This window comes from Streptomyces sp. NPDC001532, from assembly GCF_040298625.1.
GTDB lineage: Bacteria > Actinomycetota > Actinomycetes > Streptomycetales > Streptomycetaceae > Streptomyces.
Genome location: NZ_JBEPAL010000003.1, coordinates 117,208 through 136,194, shown reverse-complemented (window position 1 = coordinate 136,194; position 18,987 = coordinate 117,208). Strand labels below are relative to the sequence as shown.

16 protein-coding genes, 1 other RNA gene and 2 pseudogenes are annotated in these 18,987 nt (G+C 73.8%); 11 read left to right on the top strand and 8 right to left on the bottom strand.

Translation table 11 applies throughout. The features are described 5' to 3' along the window. Positions 1–156: 156 nt before the first annotated feature. From ABT232_RS05000 to ABT232_RS04985, 4 genes are all read right to left on the bottom strand, one after another. Positions 157–1,002 carry a hypothetical protein gene (locus tag ABT232_RS05000; RefSeq protein ID WP_351835986.1) on the bottom strand — a complete coding sequence of 282 codons (846 nt, stop codon included), beginning with the start codon at positions 1,000–1,002 and terminating at the stop codon, positions 157–159. A gap of 158 nt (positions 1,003–1,160) precedes the next feature. Further along, on the bottom strand, positions 1,161–2,111 hold the full coding sequence (locus tag ABT232_RS04995) for an N-acetylmuramoyl-L-alanine amidase (protein ID WP_351835984.1): 951 nt from the start codon (positions 2,109–2,111) through the stop codon (positions 1,161–1,163). A 17-nt stretch (positions 2,112–2,128) separates the two neighbouring features. Then, positions 2,129–3,565 (bottom strand): MFS transporter, encoded by a 1,437-nt coding sequence (locus tag ABT232_RS04990; RefSeq protein ID WP_450871570.1) that lies wholly within the window; start codon positions 3,563–3,565, stop codon positions 2,129–2,131. 105 nt (positions 3,566–3,670) lie between these two features. Further along, positions 3,671–5,020, bottom strand: coding sequence for a glycoside hydrolase family 10 protein (locus ABT232_RS04985; RefSeq protein ID WP_351835979.1), 1,350 nt, complete (start codon positions 5,018–5,020; stop codon positions 3,671–3,673). Positions 5,021–5,320: 300 nt separating this feature from the next. Between ABT232_RS04985 and ABT232_RS04980 the strand changes: the two genes are divergently transcribed. The 3 genes from ABT232_RS04980 (at position 5,321) to ABT232_RS04970 (ending at position 8,735) form a co-directional block, all read left to right on the top strand. Then, a complete protein-coding gene (locus ABT232_RS04980) occupies positions 5,321–7,057 on the top strand; it encodes an MFS transporter (protein ID WP_351835976.1) in 1,737 nt (578 codons plus the stop codon). A 132-nt stretch (positions 7,058–7,189) separates the two neighbouring features. Next, a complete protein-coding gene (locus tag ABT232_RS04975) occupies positions 7,190–7,834 on the top strand; it encodes a class I SAM-dependent methyltransferase (protein WP_351835973.1) in 645 nt (214 codons plus the stop codon). 43 nt (positions 7,835–7,877) lie between these two features. Continuing rightward, positions 7,878–8,735 (top strand): MaoC family dehydratase, encoded by an 858-nt coding sequence (locus ABT232_RS04970; RefSeq protein ID WP_351835971.1) that lies wholly within the window; start codon positions 7,878–7,880, stop codon positions 8,733–8,735. A 68-nt stretch (positions 8,736–8,803) separates the two neighbouring features. Here the strand turns inward: ABT232_RS04970 and ABT232_RS04965 are convergent, their stop codons facing one another. Together ABT232_RS04965 and ABT232_RS04960 are read right to left on the bottom strand one after the other, a co-directional pair. Then, a complete protein-coding gene (locus tag ABT232_RS04965; protein ID WP_351835969.1) occupies positions 8,804–8,962 on the bottom strand; it encodes a hypothetical protein in 159 nt (52 codons plus the stop codon). Between the two features lie 97 nt (positions 8,963–9,059). Then, on the bottom strand, positions 9,060–10,226 hold the full coding sequence (locus ABT232_RS04960; RefSeq protein ID WP_351835966.1) for a hypothetical protein: 1,167 nt from the start codon (positions 10,224–10,226) through the stop codon (positions 9,060–9,062). 198 nt (positions 10,227–10,424) lie between these two features. Here ABT232_RS04960 and ABT232_RS04955 point away from each other — a divergent pair, with 198 nt between their 5' ends. The 3 genes from ABT232_RS04955 to ABT232_RS04945 are packed head-to-tail and all read left to right on the top strand — an operon-like array spanning position 10,425 to position 13,401. Continuing rightward, on the top strand, positions 10,425–11,282 hold the full coding sequence (locus tag ABT232_RS04955; protein WP_351835965.1) for a Nif3-like dinuclear metal center hexameric protein: 858 nt from the start codon (positions 10,425–10,427) through the stop codon (positions 11,280–11,282). Next, positions 11,279–12,022 carry a zinc ribbon domain-containing protein gene (locus tag ABT232_RS04950; protein WP_351836304.1) on the top strand — a complete coding sequence of 248 codons (744 nt, stop codon included), beginning with the start codon at positions 11,279–11,281 and terminating at the stop codon, positions 12,020–12,022. The genes ABT232_RS04955 and ABT232_RS04950 overlap by 4 nt, the downstream gene beginning before the upstream one ends. An 11-nt stretch (positions 12,023–12,033) precedes the next feature. After that, a complete protein-coding gene (locus tag ABT232_RS04945; protein ID WP_351835962.1) occupies positions 12,034–13,401 on the top strand; it encodes a bifunctional RNase H/acid phosphatase in 1,368 nt (455 codons plus the stop codon). Here ABT232_RS04945 and eda read toward each other — a convergent pair. Together eda and yaaA are read right to left on the bottom strand one after the other, a co-directional pair. After that, the gene (eda, locus tag ABT232_RS04940; RefSeq protein ID WP_351835960.1) at positions 13,376–14,032 is read right to left on the bottom strand and encodes a bifunctional 4-hydroxy-2-oxoglutarate aldolase/2-dehydro-3-deoxy-phosphogluconate aldolase; all 657 of its coding nucleotides are present in this window, start codon (positions 14,030–14,032) and stop codon (positions 13,376–13,378) included. The genes ABT232_RS04945 and eda overlap by 26 nt on opposite strands. A gap of 87 nt (positions 14,033–14,119) precedes the next feature. After that, on the bottom strand, positions 14,120–14,902 hold the full coding sequence (gene yaaA, locus ABT232_RS04935) for a peroxide stress protein YaaA (RefSeq protein WP_351835958.1): 783 nt from the start codon (positions 14,900–14,902) through the stop codon (positions 14,120–14,122). Between the two features lie 72 nt (positions 14,903–14,974). On the opposite strand from yaaA, the gene ABT232_RS04930 reads away from it, so the two are divergent. The 5 genes and pseudogenes from ABT232_RS04930 (at position 14,975) to rnpB (ending at position 18,835) form a co-directional block, all read left to right on the top strand. Further along, positions 14,975–16,408 carry an RNB domain-containing ribonuclease gene (locus ABT232_RS04930; RefSeq protein ID WP_351835956.1) on the top strand — a complete coding sequence of 478 codons (1,434 nt, stop codon included), beginning with the start codon at positions 14,975–14,977 and terminating at the stop codon, positions 16,406–16,408. A 34-nt stretch (positions 16,409–16,442) separates the two neighbouring features. Beyond that, a pseudogene (locus ABT232_RS04925) lies at positions 16,443–16,652 on the top strand (Uma2 family endonuclease); the annotation flags it as partial. A gap of 23 nt (positions 16,653–16,675) precedes the next feature. Beyond that, on the top strand, positions 16,676–17,506 hold the full coding sequence (locus tag ABT232_RS04920) for an AraC family transcriptional regulator (RefSeq protein ID WP_351835953.1): 831 nt from the start codon (positions 16,676–16,678) through the stop codon (positions 17,504–17,506). A gap of 22 nt (positions 17,507–17,528) precedes the next feature. After that, positions 17,529–18,308, top strand: a pseudogene (locus ABT232_RS04915) (DMT family transporter); the annotation flags it as partial. Between the two features lie 124 nt (positions 18,309–18,432). After that, positions 18,433–18,835: RNase P RNA component class A (gene rnpB, locus ABT232_RS04910), an RNA gene on the top strand. The last annotated feature ends 152 nt before the right edge of the window (positions 18,836–18,987 follow it).

The window sequence follows — 18,987 nt, the reverse complement described above, 5'->3', positions numbered from 1 at the left end:
CCGCTCCGCCCGCCTCGAAACCGTGTGCGGTCCAGCTTCCCCCGGATTCACCGGAGTTGACCTTCGGGCGGCGCCGTCTTCCCGTGACACACCGCCCGCACGACGACGGCCCCCCGCCGGAAGGGCGAGGGGCCGTGCACGTCTTGCGGCGGGCTGTCAGCCGCGCTGGATGCCGCTGGTGTCCTGAAGGACACCCCGGCGACCGTCCTGCGTCTGCGCGACCAGGGCCGCACCGCGCTGCTCGACGGCCAGGTACCAGGTGCCCGGCGCCAGTTCGGCGATCGGGGTGGGCGAGCCGTCCTCCGCGAACAGCGGACGCGGCACCGGAACGGCGAACCAGAACGGGGAGAAGTCACCCGCCGGGGCCTGCGGAGCCTGCGGGGCCTGCGCCTGCTGGGGCTGGTGCGGCTGACCGCCGTACGGCGGCTGCTGCGGACCGGGACCCGGCTGCGGCTGACCGCCGAACGACGGCTGCTGCGCGCCCGGGTAGCCGTAACCACCCTGGGGCTGGCCGCCGTAGGGCTGCGGGGCGGCCGGGCGCGGGGCGCCGACGAGGGCGGCCTTGAGCGCCGGGACCAGCGGGGTGGCGACGGCCGCGGCGGCCAGGACCAGGGTCGCGATGAGCGCCAGGATGAGGCCGACGCCGGCGTCGGGACCGTCACTGGTGTCACCGACGTTGTTGGCGCCGCCCGCCGGGTCGAAGATGTTGCCGAGCGCGCTCCAGGCCGCGAACACCGTGAAGGCGACGCCGAACTGGCCCAGGTCCAGGCCCGCGATCTTGCGCGGCTGCGGCAGCCCCCGGGAGACGACGACGAGCGCGGCGCCGATCAGACCGGCGAGCACGACACCGAGCAGAACCGGTCCGCTCGCCCAGAGGTTCGGGAGGTCGTAGCTGTCGGGGATCCCGTCGATCGAGTACAGATCGAGGAACGACGCGATGAACAGCAATACCGCTGCTCCGATCACCACGCCGTCGCCTCTAGTGAGGGAGCGGATATTCACTTCAGGTCCTTCGTCAGTCGTCTCGTCGTCAGTGGAGGCATCGCTGTCACCATGTCGCCGTCAGGCCCGGGTGTGAAGCGCGGGGGTGGCCCCTCATCGTACGGACGACCCTATCGCCCGCCCGGTGAGGCTGTCCGCCGGGATACCCGCGCCGATCACTACCCGCGCAGGAAACTCACGATTCCCTCAGAGATCCCCCGCGCGGCCTTCTGCCGCCAGGCGCCGCTGGTCAGCAGTGCCGCGTCCTTGGTATCGCGCATGTTGCCGCACTCGATGAACACCTTGGGAACCGTTGACAGATTGAGACCGCCCAGGTCCTCACGCGTGACGAGTCCGGTACCCCCGCCCACGTAGTTGGAGGGCGCGCTGCCGGTCACGCGCACGAAGCTCCCCGCGATGCGCTCACCCAGGTCCGCGGAACGACCCACGATGGGGCGGGTGTCGGCGGCACCGGCGTGCACCTCGCCCGGCAGGATCACATGGAATCCGCGGTTCCCGGCCCCGGAGCCGTCGGCGTGGACGGACACCACGGCGTCCGCGTCCGCCTCGTTCCCGATCCGCGCCCGCTCGTCGATACAGGGCCCGTACGGCCGGTCGCCGTCCTGGGTGAGCTTCACCGTCGCGCCCTGCTCCTCCAGGAGGTCACGCAGGCGGTGGGCGACGTCGAGGGTGAACTCGGCCTCGGTGTAACCGTCGTCGGTGGAGGTGCCGGTGGTGTCGCACTCCTTCGACCCGGTGCCGATCCCGACCTGGCGGTTGATCTCGCCGGTGTGCCGGAAGTTGCCGGGGTTGTGCCCGGGGTCGATGACGACGACCTTGCCCTTGAGCGGACCGCCGCGGGGGCCGGCGGTGGCGCTCGGGCCGGTGGCGGCCGGGTCCGGCTTCGCGTCGCCGGAGCCGCTGGGCGCGGCGGAGGACCCGGAGGCGGACGGCGAGGTGCCCGCCGTGCCCGAGGCCTGCCGGCCGCCGCCGTCCGATCCGCCGGTGCCCTGCACCACCAGCCACCCGGCCAGCGCGCCGGCCACCAGCGCGGCGCCCACCACGGCCATCAGCCTGCGGCGCGGACGGCGGGCGGGGGGCGGATCGAATTCCGGACCTGCGTACGACACGGGGCCACCCTACGGCCTCACCGGGCCGGCGCCCGCTCCTCGGCCGGCAGCCAGACCGCCATCACCATCGCGCCCACCACCAGCACGCCCGCCGACACCCGGAACGCCAGCGCGTACCCTTCCGTGAGTTCCACGGCCCCCGCGCTCCGCCCGGTCCGTGCCGCCGCGATCGTCGACATCACCGCGAGCCCCAGCGAACCGCCCATCGTGCGCGAGGTGTTGACCATCCCCGAGACGAGTCCGGCGTCGCGCGGGTCCGCGCCGGAGGTGGCGAGGGAGGCGAGCGGTGTCGCCGCCAGGCCCGCGCCGAGCATCATCAGGACGCCCGGAATCATGATCCCGGTCAGATACGTCCCCTCCGCGCTCATCGTCGACTGCCAGCCGAAGCCGGCCGCCGCGACCAGCGTGCCCAGCACCGCGACCCGGCGGGCGCCCAGGCCGCGCATCAGACGCGGGGCGGCCTTGGAGCCGACGACCACGGCGAGCGAACTGGGCACCAGGGCGAGGCCGGCCTCCAGCGGCGCGTAGCCGAGCACGTTCTGCGCGTACAGCGTCATGAAGAACCACATGCAGAACATCGCCGAACCGCTGAGGAACATGGCCGCGTTCGCCGATGCCACCGGCCGCAGCCCGAGCAGCCGCAGCGGCATCAGCGGCGCCGCCGTACGCGCCTCCACCAGCAGGAACAGCCCGATCAGCAGCAGCCCGGAGACCAGCGGGACCAGGGTCGCGGACGCCGCCCAGCCCTCCGCCTCGGTCTGTGAGATGCCGTACGCCAGCGTGCCGAGCCCCGCCGTCACCAGCACCGCGCCCGGCAGGTCGAGGCGGCGGCCGTCGCCCGCGCGGCTCTCGGTGAGCCGGAGCAGGGCCGCGGCGAGGACGACGGCGCCGACGGGCACGTTGATCAGCAGCACCCAGCGCCACGACAGCCCCTCGACCAGCGCGCCGCCGACCAGCCCGCCCGCGGCGCCGCCGCCCGCGCCGACCGCCGTCCAGGTGGCGATGGCCCGCGCCCGGGCGGCGCCCTCGGGGACGGCGGCGGTGAGGAGGGTGAGCGTGGACGGGGCGAGGACGGCGGCGCCGAGTCCCTGCACCGCCCGCGCGGCCAGCAGTTCCCAGCCCTCCTGGGCCAGCCCGCCGGCCGCCGAGGCCAGCGTGAAGAGCGCCAGCCCGACGAGGAACATCCGTTTGCGGCCGTAGAGGTCGCCGGCCCGCCCGCCGAGCAGCATGAACCCGGCGAAGGCGATGGCGTAGGCGTTCACCACCCACTGGAGTCCGGGACCGCTGAGCCCGAGGTCGGTGCGCATCGACGGCAGCGCCACGTTGACGACGGACACGTCGAGCACGACCAGGAACTGTCCGGCGCAGGCGAGCGCCACCACCAGCCAGGCGGGGGGCGCGGGGCGGCGCGGGACTCGGGTGGTGGTGTCAGCGGCTCGGAGCATGAGAGCCATGTTCTCAACCACCGGGTGCCTCAGGCATCGGTATTTCGTCCCGGAACCGACTCGGTCGTACGGCCCGGAGCGGGTCGTACGACCGAGGAGGGACGAAGGTCCGGGTCAGGAGGCCGTACAGGCTCCGATCACCGGGGCCGCCGAGTTGCCGTTCTTCATGACGGTGAAGCCGAAGCTGGTCGAGGCGCCGGCGGCCAGGCTGCCGTTGCCGCTCGGCCGCATCGTCATGACGTTGCCGCTGCTGTCCCAGGTGGGCGAGCCGTTCCAGGTGGTGACGATCTTCTGCGGCGAGGTGACGGTGACCGTGGTGCTCCAGCCGGTGATCGCCGTGCTGCCCGCGGTGATGGTCACCCGGCCGTTGAAGCGGTCACTCCACTCCTCCGCCTTGCTGTAGGTGGCGGTGCAGGTCGCGCCGCCGGGCGTGCCGCCGCCGGAGGAGCCGCCGAGCGCGGTGAGCACGGCGGTGTACGCGGGCTTCTTGACGTAGTTGGAGTCGAACAGCAGCGGGGTGCCGCTGGACCGCCAGGAGTACTTGTCGGTGATGCCCCAGACGGTGATGCCGGTGCAGCGGGTGACGGCCAGACAGGCCTTGACGACGTTGCCGTAGCTCGTCGCCTGGCTGGTGCCGGAGCCCTCGATGTCCAGCTCGGTGATCTGGACGTCGACGCCGAGGTCGGCGAAGCGCTGGAGGTTCGCCTGGTAGTCGGCGGGGACCGGGGAGGCGCTGTTGAAGTGGGACTGGAAGCCCACGCAGTCGATGGGGACGCCGCGCGCCTTGAAGTCCCTGACCATGTTGTAGACGGCATTGCTCTTCGCGTTGACGCCGTCGGTGTTGTAGTCGTTGTAGCAGAGCTTGGCGGCCGGGTCGGCGGCGCGGGCGGTGCGGAACGCCTCCTCGATGAAGCCGTTGCCGAGCTTGTCCTGGAAGGGCGAGCTGCGGCGGGCGCCGCTGCCGCCGTCCTGGAAGGCCTCGTTCACCACGTCCCAGGAGTGGATCTTGCCCTTGTAGTGGGCCATGACCTGGTTGATGTGGTTGTTCATCGCCGTTCTGAGGTCGGAGGCGCCGAGGCCCGAGACCCAGCCCGGCAGCTGGGAGTGCCAGACCAGGGTGTGGCCGCGGACCGCCATGCCGCGGCCCTGGGCGTGGCTGACGATCCGGTCGGCGGCGCCGAACGAGAACGAGCCGCGGCTGGGCTCGACGGCGTCCCACTTCATCTCGTTCTCCGGGGTCACCGAGTTGAACTCGGTGTTGAGCGCCGAGACGTACGCCGCCTCGCCGAGGTGGTTGGCCGCGACCGCGGTGCCGAAGTAGCGGCCCTTCTCGGCGGCCGCCGCCCCGAGCGTGCTCGCCGCCCCGGCGGTCCCGGACGCGACGGTCACGCCGGCTGCGGCGAGGAGACCGGCGAGGCCGAGGACGAGTGCCCTTCGGGCACGGGAGGACGTGCTGGTGTGCATGAATGTCTCCCGAAAGTTTCGTGCGGGTTTCCGATTGGTGCGCAGACGGTACGGGCATACGGCGGACGCGTCAACGGGGTGCGCAGGGGTGGGATTTGGCCTTCTTGGAGGCGCACAGCGGAGCGAAACTTTCGCTGGGCTTCTGTGCTGATGGCGGGTCAGATCGCCATGACTGGGTCAAGAAATGCTTAGCGACTCAAAGCATCGGAATAGTTGCCCGGGCAGACGGGGTTCATCCTGCACACATACCGCCGTCCCTCACTTCCGCTCATCGAGCCGGCTGCCTGGAGGCCCCTTCCCATGACGCTCACGACCGACCGGCCCACCCGAAGCGCGAGCGGGGCCCTCGTCCCCGTCCTCGCCTTCGCGGGCATCGTGGTCGCGGTGATGCAGACCCTGCTCGTCCCGGTGATCAAGGACCTGCCGCAGCTGCTGGACACCGAACCCAGCAACGCCACCTGGGTCCTGACCTCGACCCTGCTGTCCGGAGCCGTCGCCACGCCGATCATGGGCCGGCTCGGCGACCTCTACGGCAAGCGGCGCATGCTGATCACCAGCCTCGCCGTGATGGTCGTCGGCGCCCTCGTCAGCGCCCTCACCAGCACCCTGCTGCCGATGATCGTCGGCCGCACCCTCCAGGGCTTCGCCATGGGCGCCATCCCGCTCGGCATCGGCCTGATGCGCGACATGCTGCCGCGCGAACGGCTCGGCTCGGCGATGGCCCTGATGAGCTCGTCGATCGGCGTCGGCGGCGGCCTCGCGCTGCCCGCCGCCGCCCTGGTCGCCCAGCACACCGACTGGCACGCCCTCTTCTACGGCGCCGCGGGCCTAGGCGTCCTCGCCATCGCGCTCACCCTGCTCGTCGTCCCCGAATCACCCGTCCGCGCCCCCGGCACCTTCGACCTGCCCGGCGCCCTCGGCCTCTCCGCCGGCCTGGTCCTGCTGCTCCTGCCCGTCACCAAGGGCAGCGACTGGGGCTGGTCCTCCGGCACCACCCTCGGCCTGTTCGCCGCGGCCGTCCTGGTGCTCCTGCTCTGGGGCCTGATGGAGCTGCGCCTGGCCGCGCCCCTCGTCGACCTGCGCACCACCGCCCGCCGCGAGGTGCTGCTCACCAACCTCGCGTCGATCATGGTCGGCGTCTCCTTCTACGTCGTCTCCCTCGTCCTGCCCCAGCTCCTCCAGCTGCCCTCCGCCACCGGTTACGGCCTCGGGCAGTCGATGGTCGTCGCCGGCCTCTGCGTGGCGCCGCTGGGCCTGACGATGATGTTCACCGCGCCCCTCTACGCCCGCCTCTCCGCCCGCTACGGCCCCAAGACCACCCTGATCACCGGCCTCGTCGTGATCGCCGTCGGCTACGCCGGAGGCCTCGGCCTGATGGACGCCGCCTGGCAGACCGTCGTCACCTCGGTGGTCCTCGGCGCCGGCATCGGCCTCGCCTACTCCTCGCTGCCCGCGCTGATCGTCGGCGCCGTCCCCGCCTCCGAGACGGGCGCCGCCAACGGCCTCAACACCCTGATGCGCTCCATCGGCACCTCCGTCTCCAGCGCCGTCATCGGCATGGTGCTGGCCGACACCGCGAACGTCACCGGCGGCGTCGCCGTCCCCACCATGCACGGCTTCCGGGTCTCCTTCCTCATCGCCACCGCCGCCGTCGCCGTCGGCCTGCTGCTCGCCCTGTTCCTGCCCGGACAGCGCCCCTCGGGCAAGCCGCAGCTGCGCGCCGCCAGTGAGGAGGACGCCAACCTGGAGCGCGCCACCGCGGCACTGGGCGGCTTCCGGGGCCGGGTCCTGGACGCCGAGGGCGCGCCCGTCGCCCAGGCCCGGGTCACCCTGATCGACCACCGGGGCCGCCGCGCCGGCGCGACCCTCTCCGGCGCGGACGGCGGCTACGCCCTGGCCGTATCCGCCGCCGGCCCGTACGTCGTCGCCGCCCGCGCCGCGGGCCACGCCCCGCACGCCTCCGCCGCGACCCACGCCGGCGACGACCGCCTGGTCGAGCTGGACCTGTCGCTGCCGGGCGAGACGGTCAGCGCCTAGGGGGTGTCTCGCCGATCATGCCGGGCGCCGGAAGCCCGGCCGTGTCCGCCTTCCCGTACCCCCTGCCGTCCCGCGCCAGGGGGTACGGCAGCATGGGGCGCCAGTTGCGCACGTACGACCGAGAGGAACCCCATGAACGCGGCACCCGAGCCGGAGATCCTGGCCGCCTTCGAGGCCGCGAAGGGGTTCATGCCCGTCGACGAAGGGCTGGCGCTGTACGAGGCCGCCGCCGAGGCCGGCCGGCTCGGGCTGCCGCTGCTGGAGGTCGGCACCTACTGCGGCCGCTCCACGATCCTCCTCGCCGACGCGGCCCGCGCCGCCGGCGTCACCGCGATCACCGTCGACCACCACCGCGGCAGCGAGGAGCAGCAGCCCGGCTGGGACTACCACGACCCGGAGACCGTCGACCCCGAGCTGGGCCTGATGGACACCCTGCCCACCTTCCGCCGCACCCTGCACCGGGCCGGCCTGGAGGACCACGTCGTCGCCCTGGTCGGCCGTTCCCCGCAGATCGCCGCGTTCTGGGCCACTCCTCTCGGCCTGGTCTTCGTCGACGGCGGCCACACCGACGAACACGCCGGCGCCGACTACGAGGGCTGGGCCCCGCACCTCGCCGAGGGCGGACTCCTCGTCATCCACGACGTCTTCCCGGACCCGGTCGACGAGTTCACCGGCCAGGCGCCCTACCGGATCTATCTGCGGGCGCTGGAGTCCGGCGCGTTCACGGAGGTGTCGGCGACGGGGTCGATGCGCGTGCTGCGGCGCACGGCACCGTAGCCGACGTACCGTCAGCACCGCCGAGCGCCGGCAGGAGGAGCACATGCCCATCGACGCGGCCCAGGCGCTCGCCGCCGGACCACGGACCCGCCAGATCGCCTGGACCGCCGAGGACGTCCTGCTCTACCACCTCGGCATCGGCGCCGGCGTGCCCGCCCGCGACCCCCGCGAACTGCGCTACACCCTGGAGTCCCGGCTGCACGTCCTGCCGAGCTTCGCCACCGTCGCCGGCGGCGGCCCGCCGGGCGTGATCCGGGCCCTGTCCATGCCCGGCGTCGACGTCGACCTCGCCCACGTCCTGCACGCCGGACAGTCCCTCACCGCGCACCGCGCGATCCCACCGGAGGGCCGGGCCACCGCCACCTCCCGGATCACCGCCGTCCACGACAAGGGCAGGGCCGCCGTCCTCGTCCTGCGCACCGACGCCGCCGACGCCGAGGGCCCGCTGTGGACCGAGGAGGCCCACGTCCACGTACGCGGCGAGGGCGGCTGGGGCGGCGACCGGGGCACCGCCACCCGGCGCGAACCGCCCGCCGGCGCACCCGACCGGACCGTCGAGCGCCCCGTTCGCGAGGACCAGGCCCTGCTCTACCGCCTCTCCGGCGACCGCAACCCGCTGCACGCCGACCCGGACTTCGCCGCGCGCGCCGGATTCGACCGCCCGGTCCTGCACGGCCTGTGCACCTACGGCATCACGCTCAAAGCGGTCGTCGACACCCTGCTCGGCGGGGACGTGACCCGGGTGCGCGGCTTCGCCACCCGCTTCGCCGCAGTGGTGTACCCGGGCGAGACCCTGCGGGTGCGCATGTGGCGCGGCGACGGGGAGATCCGGGCCGCCGTCGGCGCCGTCGAGCGGGCGGACGCGCCGGTCCTCGCCGACACCGTCGTCCGGCACCGCTGACGCGCGGCACGGCGAAGCCCCGCCCACCGTGCGGTGAACGGGGCTCGACACTGCCGAGAAGGGTGCCGTCAGGCCGCCGACTCGGCCTGCTGCTCCCTCGGCCTGCGGTGCCGGCCGTGCGGGGCCGTCTCGGTCTCCTGCGCCGAGACCGGACCGCGGTGCTTGCCGTGACCCGGCGCCGTGGCGGCGTCGGCGGACAGCGGCTGGGACGTGCTGGCGTCGCTCATCGGAAGAATTCACCCCGTCAAAACATGATCATTCCTACAGCGGGGGAGTTTAACCGGCAGGGCTCGGGCCGAATCCAGACGGCCACGCCGACCGCCACTACTTCGTTACCAGACGCCCCAGCGGAGCCTGCTGCAACGGCACCGGACGCGGCGCGACCGGGGCCGGAGCATCCGGTTCCGCCGGTTTCTCCGCGTGCGCGGCGGACTCGGAGGGCGCCGAGGGTGCCGGAGGAGCGGCCGGCGGTGCGGGCGCGGCCACCTCGGTCACTCCGCACGGCACCGCCTCCGTGGCGTACGGCAGCCGCAGCACCCCCGCCGCCGTCCACCATCCGGTGCCCGTCAGCCACCCCTCCGGCGCCGGCAGATGGTGCACCTGGCGTTCCGCCGCCCGCCACACCCCGAGCCAGCTGCCCGCCGGACCGTCGATCCGCAGGGCCACCCCGCAGCTCTCCGGCGTCAGGATCTGCCCCGGCTGGACGGCGAACGGCGTCACCGCGCAGTCCTCCGCCACCCGCAGGCAGTCCGGGAACCGCACCGGAAGCGTGCTGCCCAGCACCCCCCAGCCCAGCCGGGCCCGGCCGGGCGAAGGCGCGTCGGAGGTGATCAGCAGCAGCCCGCTGTCGAGATCGGCGAGCAGCAGCCGGTCGTCGCTGTCGGCGGCGATCTGGAGCAGCGGCGACACCTCGCCACCCCGCTCCAGATCGACCACCACGGTCTTGGTGCGGCCGTCCTGCTCCCGGTCCAGCGCCAGCATCCGCCCGGTGCGGTCCAGCCACACCCCGCCCGAGCAGCGCCCCGGGATCAGGGCCAGGTGCTCCGGCCCGAACGCGCCCCCGGCCACCAGCCACACCGCGCTGGAGCTCGCCCCCACCGCGAGCGCGTAGGCCCGGTCGCCACCGGGCGCGGGCGGCAGCAGCCACAACTCGGCGTCGGCGCCCTCCACCGCGCCCAGCGGCAGCTCGCCGGTGCCCGGCCCGGTCGGGTACAGCAGGGAGAAGAGATGGCGGCCGTCGACGTGACGGCGGATGAGGACCCGCCCGTCGCCCATCGGCTGCACCTCGGTGCCGGGCTCCTCCGGCTGGTTGCCGGGCAGCGGCACGGCGTACGGCTCGGGGCCGTCCAGGGTCCAGCGCTCCGGGAACCAGCTGTCGCCGCTGCGGGCGAGGCGCGCGGCATAGCCGCCGTCCACCGTGATCACGCAGCCCGCCCGCGGGGAGAAGCCGTCCTGGTCACCCGCCGCAGGCTCGATCGCACACGCCGTCATCGTTCGGTCACCTCCGGCGACGAAGCTAGTTTTCGTACGCACAGACGGAGGACCGGCCGACCGCCGCTTCACACATACGGGTGGCCGCCTGGCGGTTCGCCTGAGGAAACGGGGACGCTTGTGCTCCGCGGGGCGCCGGCCCCGGAGCGCGGGCGACAGCGGTTCAGCCGCGCGAAACAGGCAGGTAGCCTGTCTTCCGTGCCCCGTCTGTCTGAAGTCATCACCGCGCTGGAGAACCTGTGGCCCGCCGAGCGGGCCGAGTCCTGGGACGCGGTCGGCACGGTCGTGGGCGACCCCGGCCAGGAGGTCACCCGGGTCCTGTTCGCCGTCGACCCGGTCCGGGAGATCGTCGACGAGGCGGTCGAACTCGGCGCCGACCTGCTGGTCACCCACCACCCGCTCTATCTGCGCGGGACGACGACGGTCGCGGCCTCCACCTTCAAGGGCCGCGTCGTGCACACCCTGATCAAGAACGACATCGCGCTGCACGTCGCCCACACCAACGCCGACACCGCCGACCCCGGAGTCTCCGACGCCCTCGCCGGCGCGCTGGACCTGCGGGTCGTCGGACCGCTGGTGACGGACCCGACCGACCCCGAGGGCCGCCGCGGCCTGGGCCGGATCTGCGAACTGGACCATCCGCTGACCGTCCGCGAGCTCGCCGCCCGCGCCGCCGAGCGGCTGCCCGCCACCGCGCAGGGCATCCGGGTGGCCGGCGATCCCGAGGCCACCGTCCGTACGATCGCCGTCAGCGGCGGATCCGGCGACAGCCTCTTCGAGCAGGTCCGGGCGGCCGGAGTGGACGCCTTCCTCACCGCCGACCTGCGCCATCACCCGGCCTCCGAAGCGGTGGCCCACAGTCCCCTCGCGCTGCTCGACGCGGCGCACTGGGCCACCGAGTGGCCCTGGTGCGAGCTGGCCGCGAGCCAGCTCGACGAAATCTCCGACCGTCACGGATGGGGCCTGCGGGTCCACGTCTCGAAGACGGTCACCGACCCCTGGACCGCCCACGCGGCGTCCACCACGACCTCTAGCGCAATGGGAGCCCCCAACTGAACGCCGCGCCCGCCGACCAGATCCGCCTCCTCGACGTCCAGGGCCTCGACGTCCGCCTCCAGCAGCTCGCGCACAAGCGCAGGTCGCTGCCCGAGCACGCCGAGATCGAGTCGCTGACCAAGGACCTCACGCAGCTGCGCGACCTGCTGGTGGCCGCGCAGACCGAGGAGAGCGACACCGCCCGCGAGCAGACCAAGGCCGAGCAGGACGTCGACCAGGTGCGCCAGCGCGCCGCACGCGACCAGAAGCGCCTCGACTCCGGCGCGGTCGGCTCGCCCAGGGACCTGGAGAACCTCCAGCGGGAGATCGCCTCGCTCGCCAAGCGGCAGGGCGACCTGGAGGACGTCGTCCTGGAGGTCATGGAGCGCCGCGAGTCCGCGCAGGAGCGGGTCGCCGAGCTGACCGAGCGGGTCGCCTCCGTCCAGTCGAAGATCGACGACGCCACCGCGCGCCGGGACGCCGCGTTCGAGGAGATCGACGGCGAGACCGCCTCGGTCACCAAGGAGCGCGAGGTCGTGGCCGCGGCCGTCCCCGCCGACCTGCTGAAGCTCTACGACAAGCTGCGCGCGCAGCAGGGCGGCATCGGCGCGGCCAAGCTGTACGCGCGCACCTGCCAGGGCTGCCGCCAGGAGCTGGCCATCACCGAGCTGAACGAGATCCGCAAGGCCGCCGCGGACACCGTGGTGCGGTGCGAGAACTGCCGCCGCATCCTGGTGCGCACGGCCGAGTCGGGCCTGTAGGGGCAGTCGCGGTGCGGGAGTTCATCGTCGAGGCCGACGGCGGGTCACGGGGCAACCCGGGGCCCGCGGGCTACGGGGCCGTGGTGATCGACGCGGCGACGGGCGAGACGCTGGCCGAGGAGGCCGAGTTCCTGGGCGTGGTGACGAACAACGTCGCCGAGTACCGGGGCCTGCTCGCCGGGCTCCGCGCCGCCCGCGCCCTGGACCCCACCGCCCGGATCCACGTCCGGATGGACTCCAAGCTGGTCGTCGAGCAGATGTCCGGCCGCTGGAAGATCAAGCACCCCGACATGAAGCCGCTCGCCATGGAGGCGTCCCGGGTCTTCCCGCCGGAGCAGGTCACCTACGAGTGGATCCCCCGCGAGCGCAACAAGCACGCGGACCGGTTGGCGAACGAGGCGATGGACCGGGGCACGGCCGTCTCCCCGGCCGAGCCCACCGCCGCCGCGCAGGGCGAACCCACCGCCGCACCGCTCGAGCCGGCGGCCGCCTCGCCGGTGGAGCCGGTGGCCGCCTCGCCGGTGGAGCCGGTCTCTGCGGTGGAGCCGGTGGCTGCCTCTCCGGTGGAGCCGGTCTCTCCGGTGGAGCCGACCGCCGCTCCCGTGAGCGGACCCGCCGCCGCCTCTCCGATGGGGCCCACCGCCGTCTCCGTGAGCGAGCCCGCCGCCGCCTCCCCGGCCGGGGCCGCCGCCGACCTGCGTGCCGCCCGTACCGTCGCCACCCCCACCGTCGGCTGGGGCTCCGCCCCGGACCTCGGGGCGCCGGCGACGTTCGTGCTGCTGCGCCACGGTGAGACACCGCTGACCCCGCAGAAGCGCTTCTCCGGCAGCGGCGGCAGCGACCCGTCCCTCTCCGACGTCGGCCGCGAACAGGCCGAACGCGTCGCGGCGGCGCTGGCGCGGCGCGGGACGATCCAGGCGATCGTGTCGTCACCGCTGGCCCGCACCCGGCAGACCGCCGGGATCGTCGCCGCCCGCCTCGGCCTGGAGGTGGGGATCGACGACGGGCTGCGGGAGACGGACTTCGGTGCCTGGGAGGGGCTGACCTTCGCCGAGGTGCACGAGCGCCACCCGGAGGACCTGAGCACCTGGCTGACCTCCCCGGACGCCGAACCGACCGGCGGCGGCGAGAGCTTCGCGGCGACCGCGACCCGGGTCGCCGCCACCCGCGACAAGCTGGTCGCGGCGTACGCGGGCCGCACCGTGCTGCTGGTCACCCATGTCACGCCGATCAAGACGCTGCTGCGGCTGGCCCTCGGCGCCCCGCCGGAGTCCCTGTTCCGCATGGAGCTGTCGGCGGCCTCCTTGTCGGTGGTGGCCTACTACGCCGACGGCAACCCCAGCGTCCGCCTGTTCAACGACACCTCGCACCTGCGCTGAGCCCGGCCGCCTCCCGGGCGAGGTCCTCGATCCGCGCCCAGTCCCGCGCCGCCACCGCGTCCGCGGGCAGCATCCAGCTCCCGCCCACACAGCCGACGTTGGGCAGCGCCAGATAGCCGGGCGCCGAGTCCGGGCCGATCCCGCCGGTCGGGCAGAACCGCGCCTGCGGCAGCGGCCCGGACAGCGACCGCAGATAGGCCGTACCGCCCGCCGCCTCGGCCGGGAAGAACTTCATCTCCCGCACCCCGCGCTCCAGCAGCGCCACCACCTCCGAGGTGGTCGACACCCCCGGCAGGAACGGCACCCCGGACTCCCGCATGGCGGTCAGCAGGACCTCCGTCCAGCCCGGGCTCACCAGGAACCGCGCCCCCGCCGCCACCGCCTCGCCGACCTGCTCCGGCGTGATGACCGTGCCCGCGCCGACGACCGCGTCCGGCACCTGGGCGGCGATCGCACGGATCGCCTCCAGGGCGCCGGGCGTGCGCAGGGTCACCTCGATCGCGGGCAGTCCGCCGGCGACCAGGGCGCGGGCCAGCGGCACCGCGTCGGCGGGGTCGGCGACGACCACGACGGGGACGACGGGCGCGAGGTCGAGGACGGAGGCGGCAGGGGGAACCGAGGGCAGGACCATGGCGTCATCCTGCCCTTGGTGAAGCGCTGTGCGCAAAGGGCGTTGCGCATATTGCAACGCGCCGGGTGTGGCCCGGTGACTACGGCGTCAGTGGATCTCGTCCACCAGCACATCCAGCGCCCACGCCTGCCCCGCCTTCGCCGGAGCCTGCGCCTCCACCTCGTACCCGAGGTCCCGCAGCGCCTCCACCAGCTCCGCGGGCCCCGACGGCGTCACCCCGGCCGACAGCAGAGCGCGCACCATCCGCCCCTTGGTCGCCTTGTTGAAGTGGCTGACCACCTTCCGGGTCGGCGCGTGCAGCACCCGCACCGTCGCCGTCCGCCCGGCCGTCCCGCCCTTCGGCTTCCACGCCGCCGCGTACGCCGCCGACCGCAGATCCAGCACCAGCCCGTCCCCGGCCGCCTCCGGCATCGCCGCGGCCATCGGCGCCCGCCAGAACGCGCCCAGCGCCCCCAGCCCCGGCAGCCTCACACCCATGGAGCAGCGGTACGACGGGATCCGGTCCGTCACCCGGACCGCGCCCCACAGCCCCGAGAACACCAGCAGCGAACGCGCGGCGCGCCGCTTCGCCGCCGTCTCCAGCGAGGCCAGGTCCAGAGCGTCGTACAGCACACCGGTGTAGATCTCCCCGGCGGGCCGCGCCCCGGCCGTGCGCAGCTCCGCGTTCTTCGCCACCTCACCGCGCAGGCCCTCGCTCAGCCCCAGCACCTCGCGCGCCTTGTCCTCGTCCGCCGCGCACAGCTCGACCAGCTCGCCGAGGACGGCCTCACGGGCCTCCGTCAGCGCGGGCAGCGACAGCGACTCGACCTTCAGCGGGGCGCCCCGGCCGGAGGAGGCCTTTCCCTCCGAGGGCGGCAGCAGGACCAGCACACGAACTCCTTCGGTAGAACTCCCGCCAGCGTACGGCGTGCCACCCGGCACCCCGCGGCCTACGCTCGCCGTATGCCCCGCCGTCCCCTCCGCGTGACCGGCGCCCCCGAAGCCCCGCTGCGGGCCGCCCTCGCCGCGCTGCGCACCGAACTCGGCGTCCCCGACGGCTTCCCGCCCGAGGTGCTGGCCGAAGCCGAACAGGCGGCCAGGACGCCCACCCTCCCGTCGTACGACGCCACCGACATCCCCCTGTTCACCATCGACCCGCCCGCCGCCACCGACCTCGACCAGGCGATGCACCTGTCCCGGCAGGGCACCGGCTACCGCGTCCGGTACGCCATCGCCGACGTCGCCGCCTTCGTGGCCCCCGGCGGAGCGCTGGACGCCGAGACCCACCGGCGGGTGACGACCCTCTACTTCCCCGACGAACGCGTCCCCCTGCACCCGCCGGCGCTCGGCGAGGCCGCCGCCAGCCTGCTCCCCGACGGCCCCCGGCCCGCCGCGCTCTGGACGATCGACCTCGACGCGGACGGCCGCACCCTCACCGTCGACGTCCGCCGCGCCCTGGTCCGCAGCCGGGCCAGACTGGACTACGCGGGCGTCCAGCGGCAGCTCGACGAGGGCCGGGCCGAGGAACCCGTCGCCCTGCTCAAGACCGTCGGCCTGCTGCGCGAGCGCCTGGAGGCCGAACGCGGCGGCATCTCCCTCAACGTTCCCGAGCAGGAGATCGTCCCCCAGGACGGCACCTACGCCCTGGCCTATCGCGCCCCCTTCCCCGCCGACGGCTGGAACGCCCAGATCTCCCTGCTCACCGGCATGGCGGCGGCCGAGCTGATGCTCACCCACGGCACCGGAGTGCTGCGCACCCTGCCCGCCGCCCCCGACGGCGCCGTCGGCCGCCTGCGCCGCACCGCGCACGCCCTGCGCGTCGACTGGCCGCACCACGTCTCGTACGCCGACCTGGTCCGCTCCCTCGACCCGCACACGCCACGCCATGCCGCCTTCCTCCTGGAGTGCACCACGCTGCTGCGCGGCGCCGGCTACACCGTCTTCCGCGACGGCGCCCTGCCCGCCATCACCACCCACGCCGCCGTGGCCGCCCCCTACACCCACTGCACCGCGCCCCTGCGCCGCCTCGCCGACCGCTACACCGCCGAACTGTGCCTGGCCGCCGTCGCCGGTCAGGACCCGCCCGACTGGGTGCTCGCCGCGCTCGCCTCCCTGCCCGCCGAGATGAGCACGGGCGCCCGCCGGGCCGGCGCGGTGGAGCGCGAGTGCGTCGACGTGGTCGAGGCGGCGGTCCTCGCCGGCCGGGTGGGCGAGACCTTCGACGCCTGCGTGATCGACGTCGAGGAACACCACCCGGACACCGGCACCGTCCAGCTCACCGACCCGGCGGTCATCGGCCGCGTCGACGGCACCGCCCTCCCGCTCGGCGACCGTCTCCGGGTACGCCTCACACAGGCGGACCCGGCAACGGCCACGGTCCGGTTCGTGCCCGCGTGAGGGGAGCCGGGTGTGCCACGATCGAGGGAACGGCCCGCAGGCCGACCGCGAGACCAAGCGCCGCTGCTACGCCCGCGGGGGCATCCCGCTCCACCTGCTCGTCGACCGCGGTGCCTTTGTGGTGACGCTGTTCAGCGCCCCGGAGGAGGGCGAACACCGGGAACTCCGCACGCTCGCCTTCGGCAAGCCCCTCACCCTCCCCGAGCCCTTCGGGTTCGATCTGGACACCGGCGACTTCCTCTGATCCCCTGTCCCCGGGGGTGTGCGGTGGACGTGAGGGAGAACGCGCGGTGGACGCGGGCCCGGCTCGGGCGGTGCGGGCCGGCGCTGGATCTGCTCACCGCCTGCTTCGACCGGCACGTCTACGCGCCGCACGCGCACGACGAGTTCACCGTCGGAGTGACCGTCGGCGGACTGGAGTCCATCGACTACCGGGGCGGTCGCATCCGCTCCGGGCCCGGCTCGATCGTCATCCTCGAACCCGGCGAGATGCACACCGGCGGCCCCGCCACCCCTGATGTCGGCTACTCCTACCGCGCGCTCTACGCCGCGCCCGACCTCCTCGCCGACGGCACGCTCGGCGCCGGGCAGCGGCACTTCCAGGACGCCGTGCTCGACGACCCGGAACTCGCCGCCGCGCTGCTGAACACCCACACCGAGCTGAGCGCCTGCCCCGACCCGCTGGAGGCCGAGTCGCGGGTGCCGTGGCTGCTGACCGCGCTGGCCCGGCGGCACTCCACGGCCCGCCCCGTCAGCGACACCGTGCCGGGCGCCGGTGCCGTCGTACGCGCCGTACGCGACCGCCTCGCCGACGAACTCACCGAACCGCCGTCCCTCGCCGCCCTCGCCGCCGACCTGGGCCTGTCCCGCTACCAGCTGCTGCGGGCCTTCCGTACCGAGATGGGCGTGCCGCCGTACGCCTGGCTCGCCCAGTACCGCGTGCACCGGGCGCGCCGGCTGCTGGAGTGCGGGCTGCGGCCCGCCGAGGTGGCCGCCCTGGTCGGGTTCGCGGACCAGGCGCATCTGACGCGGTGGTTCCGGCGGGTGCTGGGGGTGACCCCGGCGGCGTACCGCAACAGCGTTCAAGACCGCCGCTAGCCGCGGCGGCCAGACTGCCGCCATGACTGCACGCGGCTGGGCCCTGTTCTCCCTGATGGGAGTCGTCTGGGGCGTCCCCTATCTGATGATCAAGGTGGCGGTGGACGAGCTGTCCCCGTCCGTCGTGGTGTTCACGCGATGTGCGCTCGGCGCCGCGCTCCTGCTCCCGTTCGCCCTGCGCCAGGGCGGTCTGGCCCGGACCGTGCGCACGCACTGGAAGCCCATGCTGGCCTTCGCCGTCATCGAGATCGTCGGCCCCTGGTGGACCCTGACCGACGCCGAACGCCACCTGTCCAGCTCCACCGCCGGACTGCTCATCGCGGGCGTGCCCATCGTCGGCATCGTCCTGGCCCGCTTCTTCGGCGCGGCGGAACGCGTGGGCGCCCGCCGTGTCACGGGACTCGCCCTCGGTCTCGCGGGCGTCACCGTCCTCACCCTGCCGCACCTCACCGGCGGCGACGCCCGCTCCCTCGCCGAGGTGCTGGTCACGGTCGTCGGCTACGCCGTCGCGCCGCTGATAGCCGCCCGGCACCTCAAGGACGTCCCGACCCTCCAGCTCATCACCCCCTGCCTCGCCCTGGCCGCCATCGTCTATGCCCCGGCCGCCTTCCTGACCCGGCCCGCCACCGTGCCCCCGGGCGAGGTACTGGCCGCCCTCGCCGGCCTCGGCGTCGTCTGCACCGCGATCGCGTTCGTGGCCTTCCTGGAGCTGATCAAGGAGATCGGCCCGACCCGCGCCGGCGTCATCACGTACGTCAACCCGGCGGTCGCCGTCGCCGCGGGCGCCCTCTTCCTCGACGAGGAACTGACCCTCGGCATCGGCGTCGCCTTCACCCTCATCCTGGCGGGCTCGGTGCTGGCCACGGCCGCGGCACCGAAGCGGGAGATCGGCCGGATCCGGCGGGTACCATGGTCGGCACGGCAGACGAGCCGGGCGGACGGCCGCGTGGAGTCCCCCTAGGGGGCTTCCCGAGGAACGTCCGGGCTCCACAGGGCAGGGTGGTGGCTAACGGCCACCCGGGGTGACCCGCGGGACAGTGCCACAGAAAACAGACCGCCGGGGACCTCGGTCCTCGGTAAGGGTGAAACGGTGGTGTAAGAGACCACCAGTGCCCAGGGTGACCTGGGCAGCTAGGTAAACCCCACCCGGAGCAAGGTCAAAAGGGAACCCCCAGGGGTTCCTGCGCGGACGCATGAGGGCTGCCCGCCCGAGTCCGCGGGTAGACCGCACGAGGCCGGCGGCAACGCCGGCCCTAGATGGATGGCCGTCGCCCGGGGCTCCGCGAGGAACCCCGGGAACAGAACCCGGCGTACAGCCCGACTCGTCTGCCGCTCAGGGCTTCTGGCCGGCGAAAGTGCAGTTCAGTCGCCCTTTTTCGCGTGTTGGTGGGCCTCGCTGGACCCCGGTCCACACCGGTTCGGACCGGATCGCGCGGCTACGTACGCAGCCATGAAGGCAGCCGTACCTCGGGCGCTGAAAC

Excerpts from the sequence above, each read along its gene's own strand:
- ABT232_RS04990 (WP_450871570.1), bottom strand. The coding sequence starts at position 3,565 with ATGGCTCTCATGCTCCGAGCCGCTGACACCACCACCCGAGTCCCGCGC.
- ABT232_RS04985 (WP_351835979.1), bottom strand. The coding sequence starts at position 5,020 with ATGCACACCAGCACGTCCTCCCGTGCCCGAAGGGCACTCGTCCTCGGC.
- ABT232_RS04980 (WP_351835976.1), top strand. The coding sequence starts at position 5,321 with ATGACGCTCACGACCGACCGGCCCACCCGAAGCGCGAGCGGGGCCCTC.
- ABT232_RS04975 (WP_351835973.1), top strand. The coding sequence starts at position 7,190 with ATGAACGCGGCACCCGAGCCGGAGATCCTGGCCGCCTTCGAGGCCGCG.
- ABT232_RS04970 (WP_351835971.1), top strand. The coding sequence starts at position 7,878 with ATGCCCATCGACGCGGCCCAGGCGCTCGCCGCCGGACCACGGACCCGC.
- ABT232_RS04965 (WP_351835969.1), bottom strand. The coding sequence starts at position 8,962 with ATGAGCGACGCCAGCACGTCCCAGCCGCTGTCCGCCGACGCCGCCACG.
- ABT232_RS04960 (WP_351835966.1), bottom strand. The coding sequence starts at position 10,226 with ATGACGGCGTGTGCGATCGAGCCTGCGGCGGGTGACCAGGACGGCTTC.
- eda (WP_351835960.1), bottom strand. The coding sequence starts at position 14,032 with ATGGTCCTGCCCTCGGTTCCCCCTGCCGCCTCCGTCCTCGACCTCGCG.
- ABT232_RS04930 (WP_351835956.1), top strand. The coding sequence starts at position 14,975 with ATGCCCCGCCGTCCCCTCCGCGTGACCGGCGCCCCCGAAGCCCCGCTG.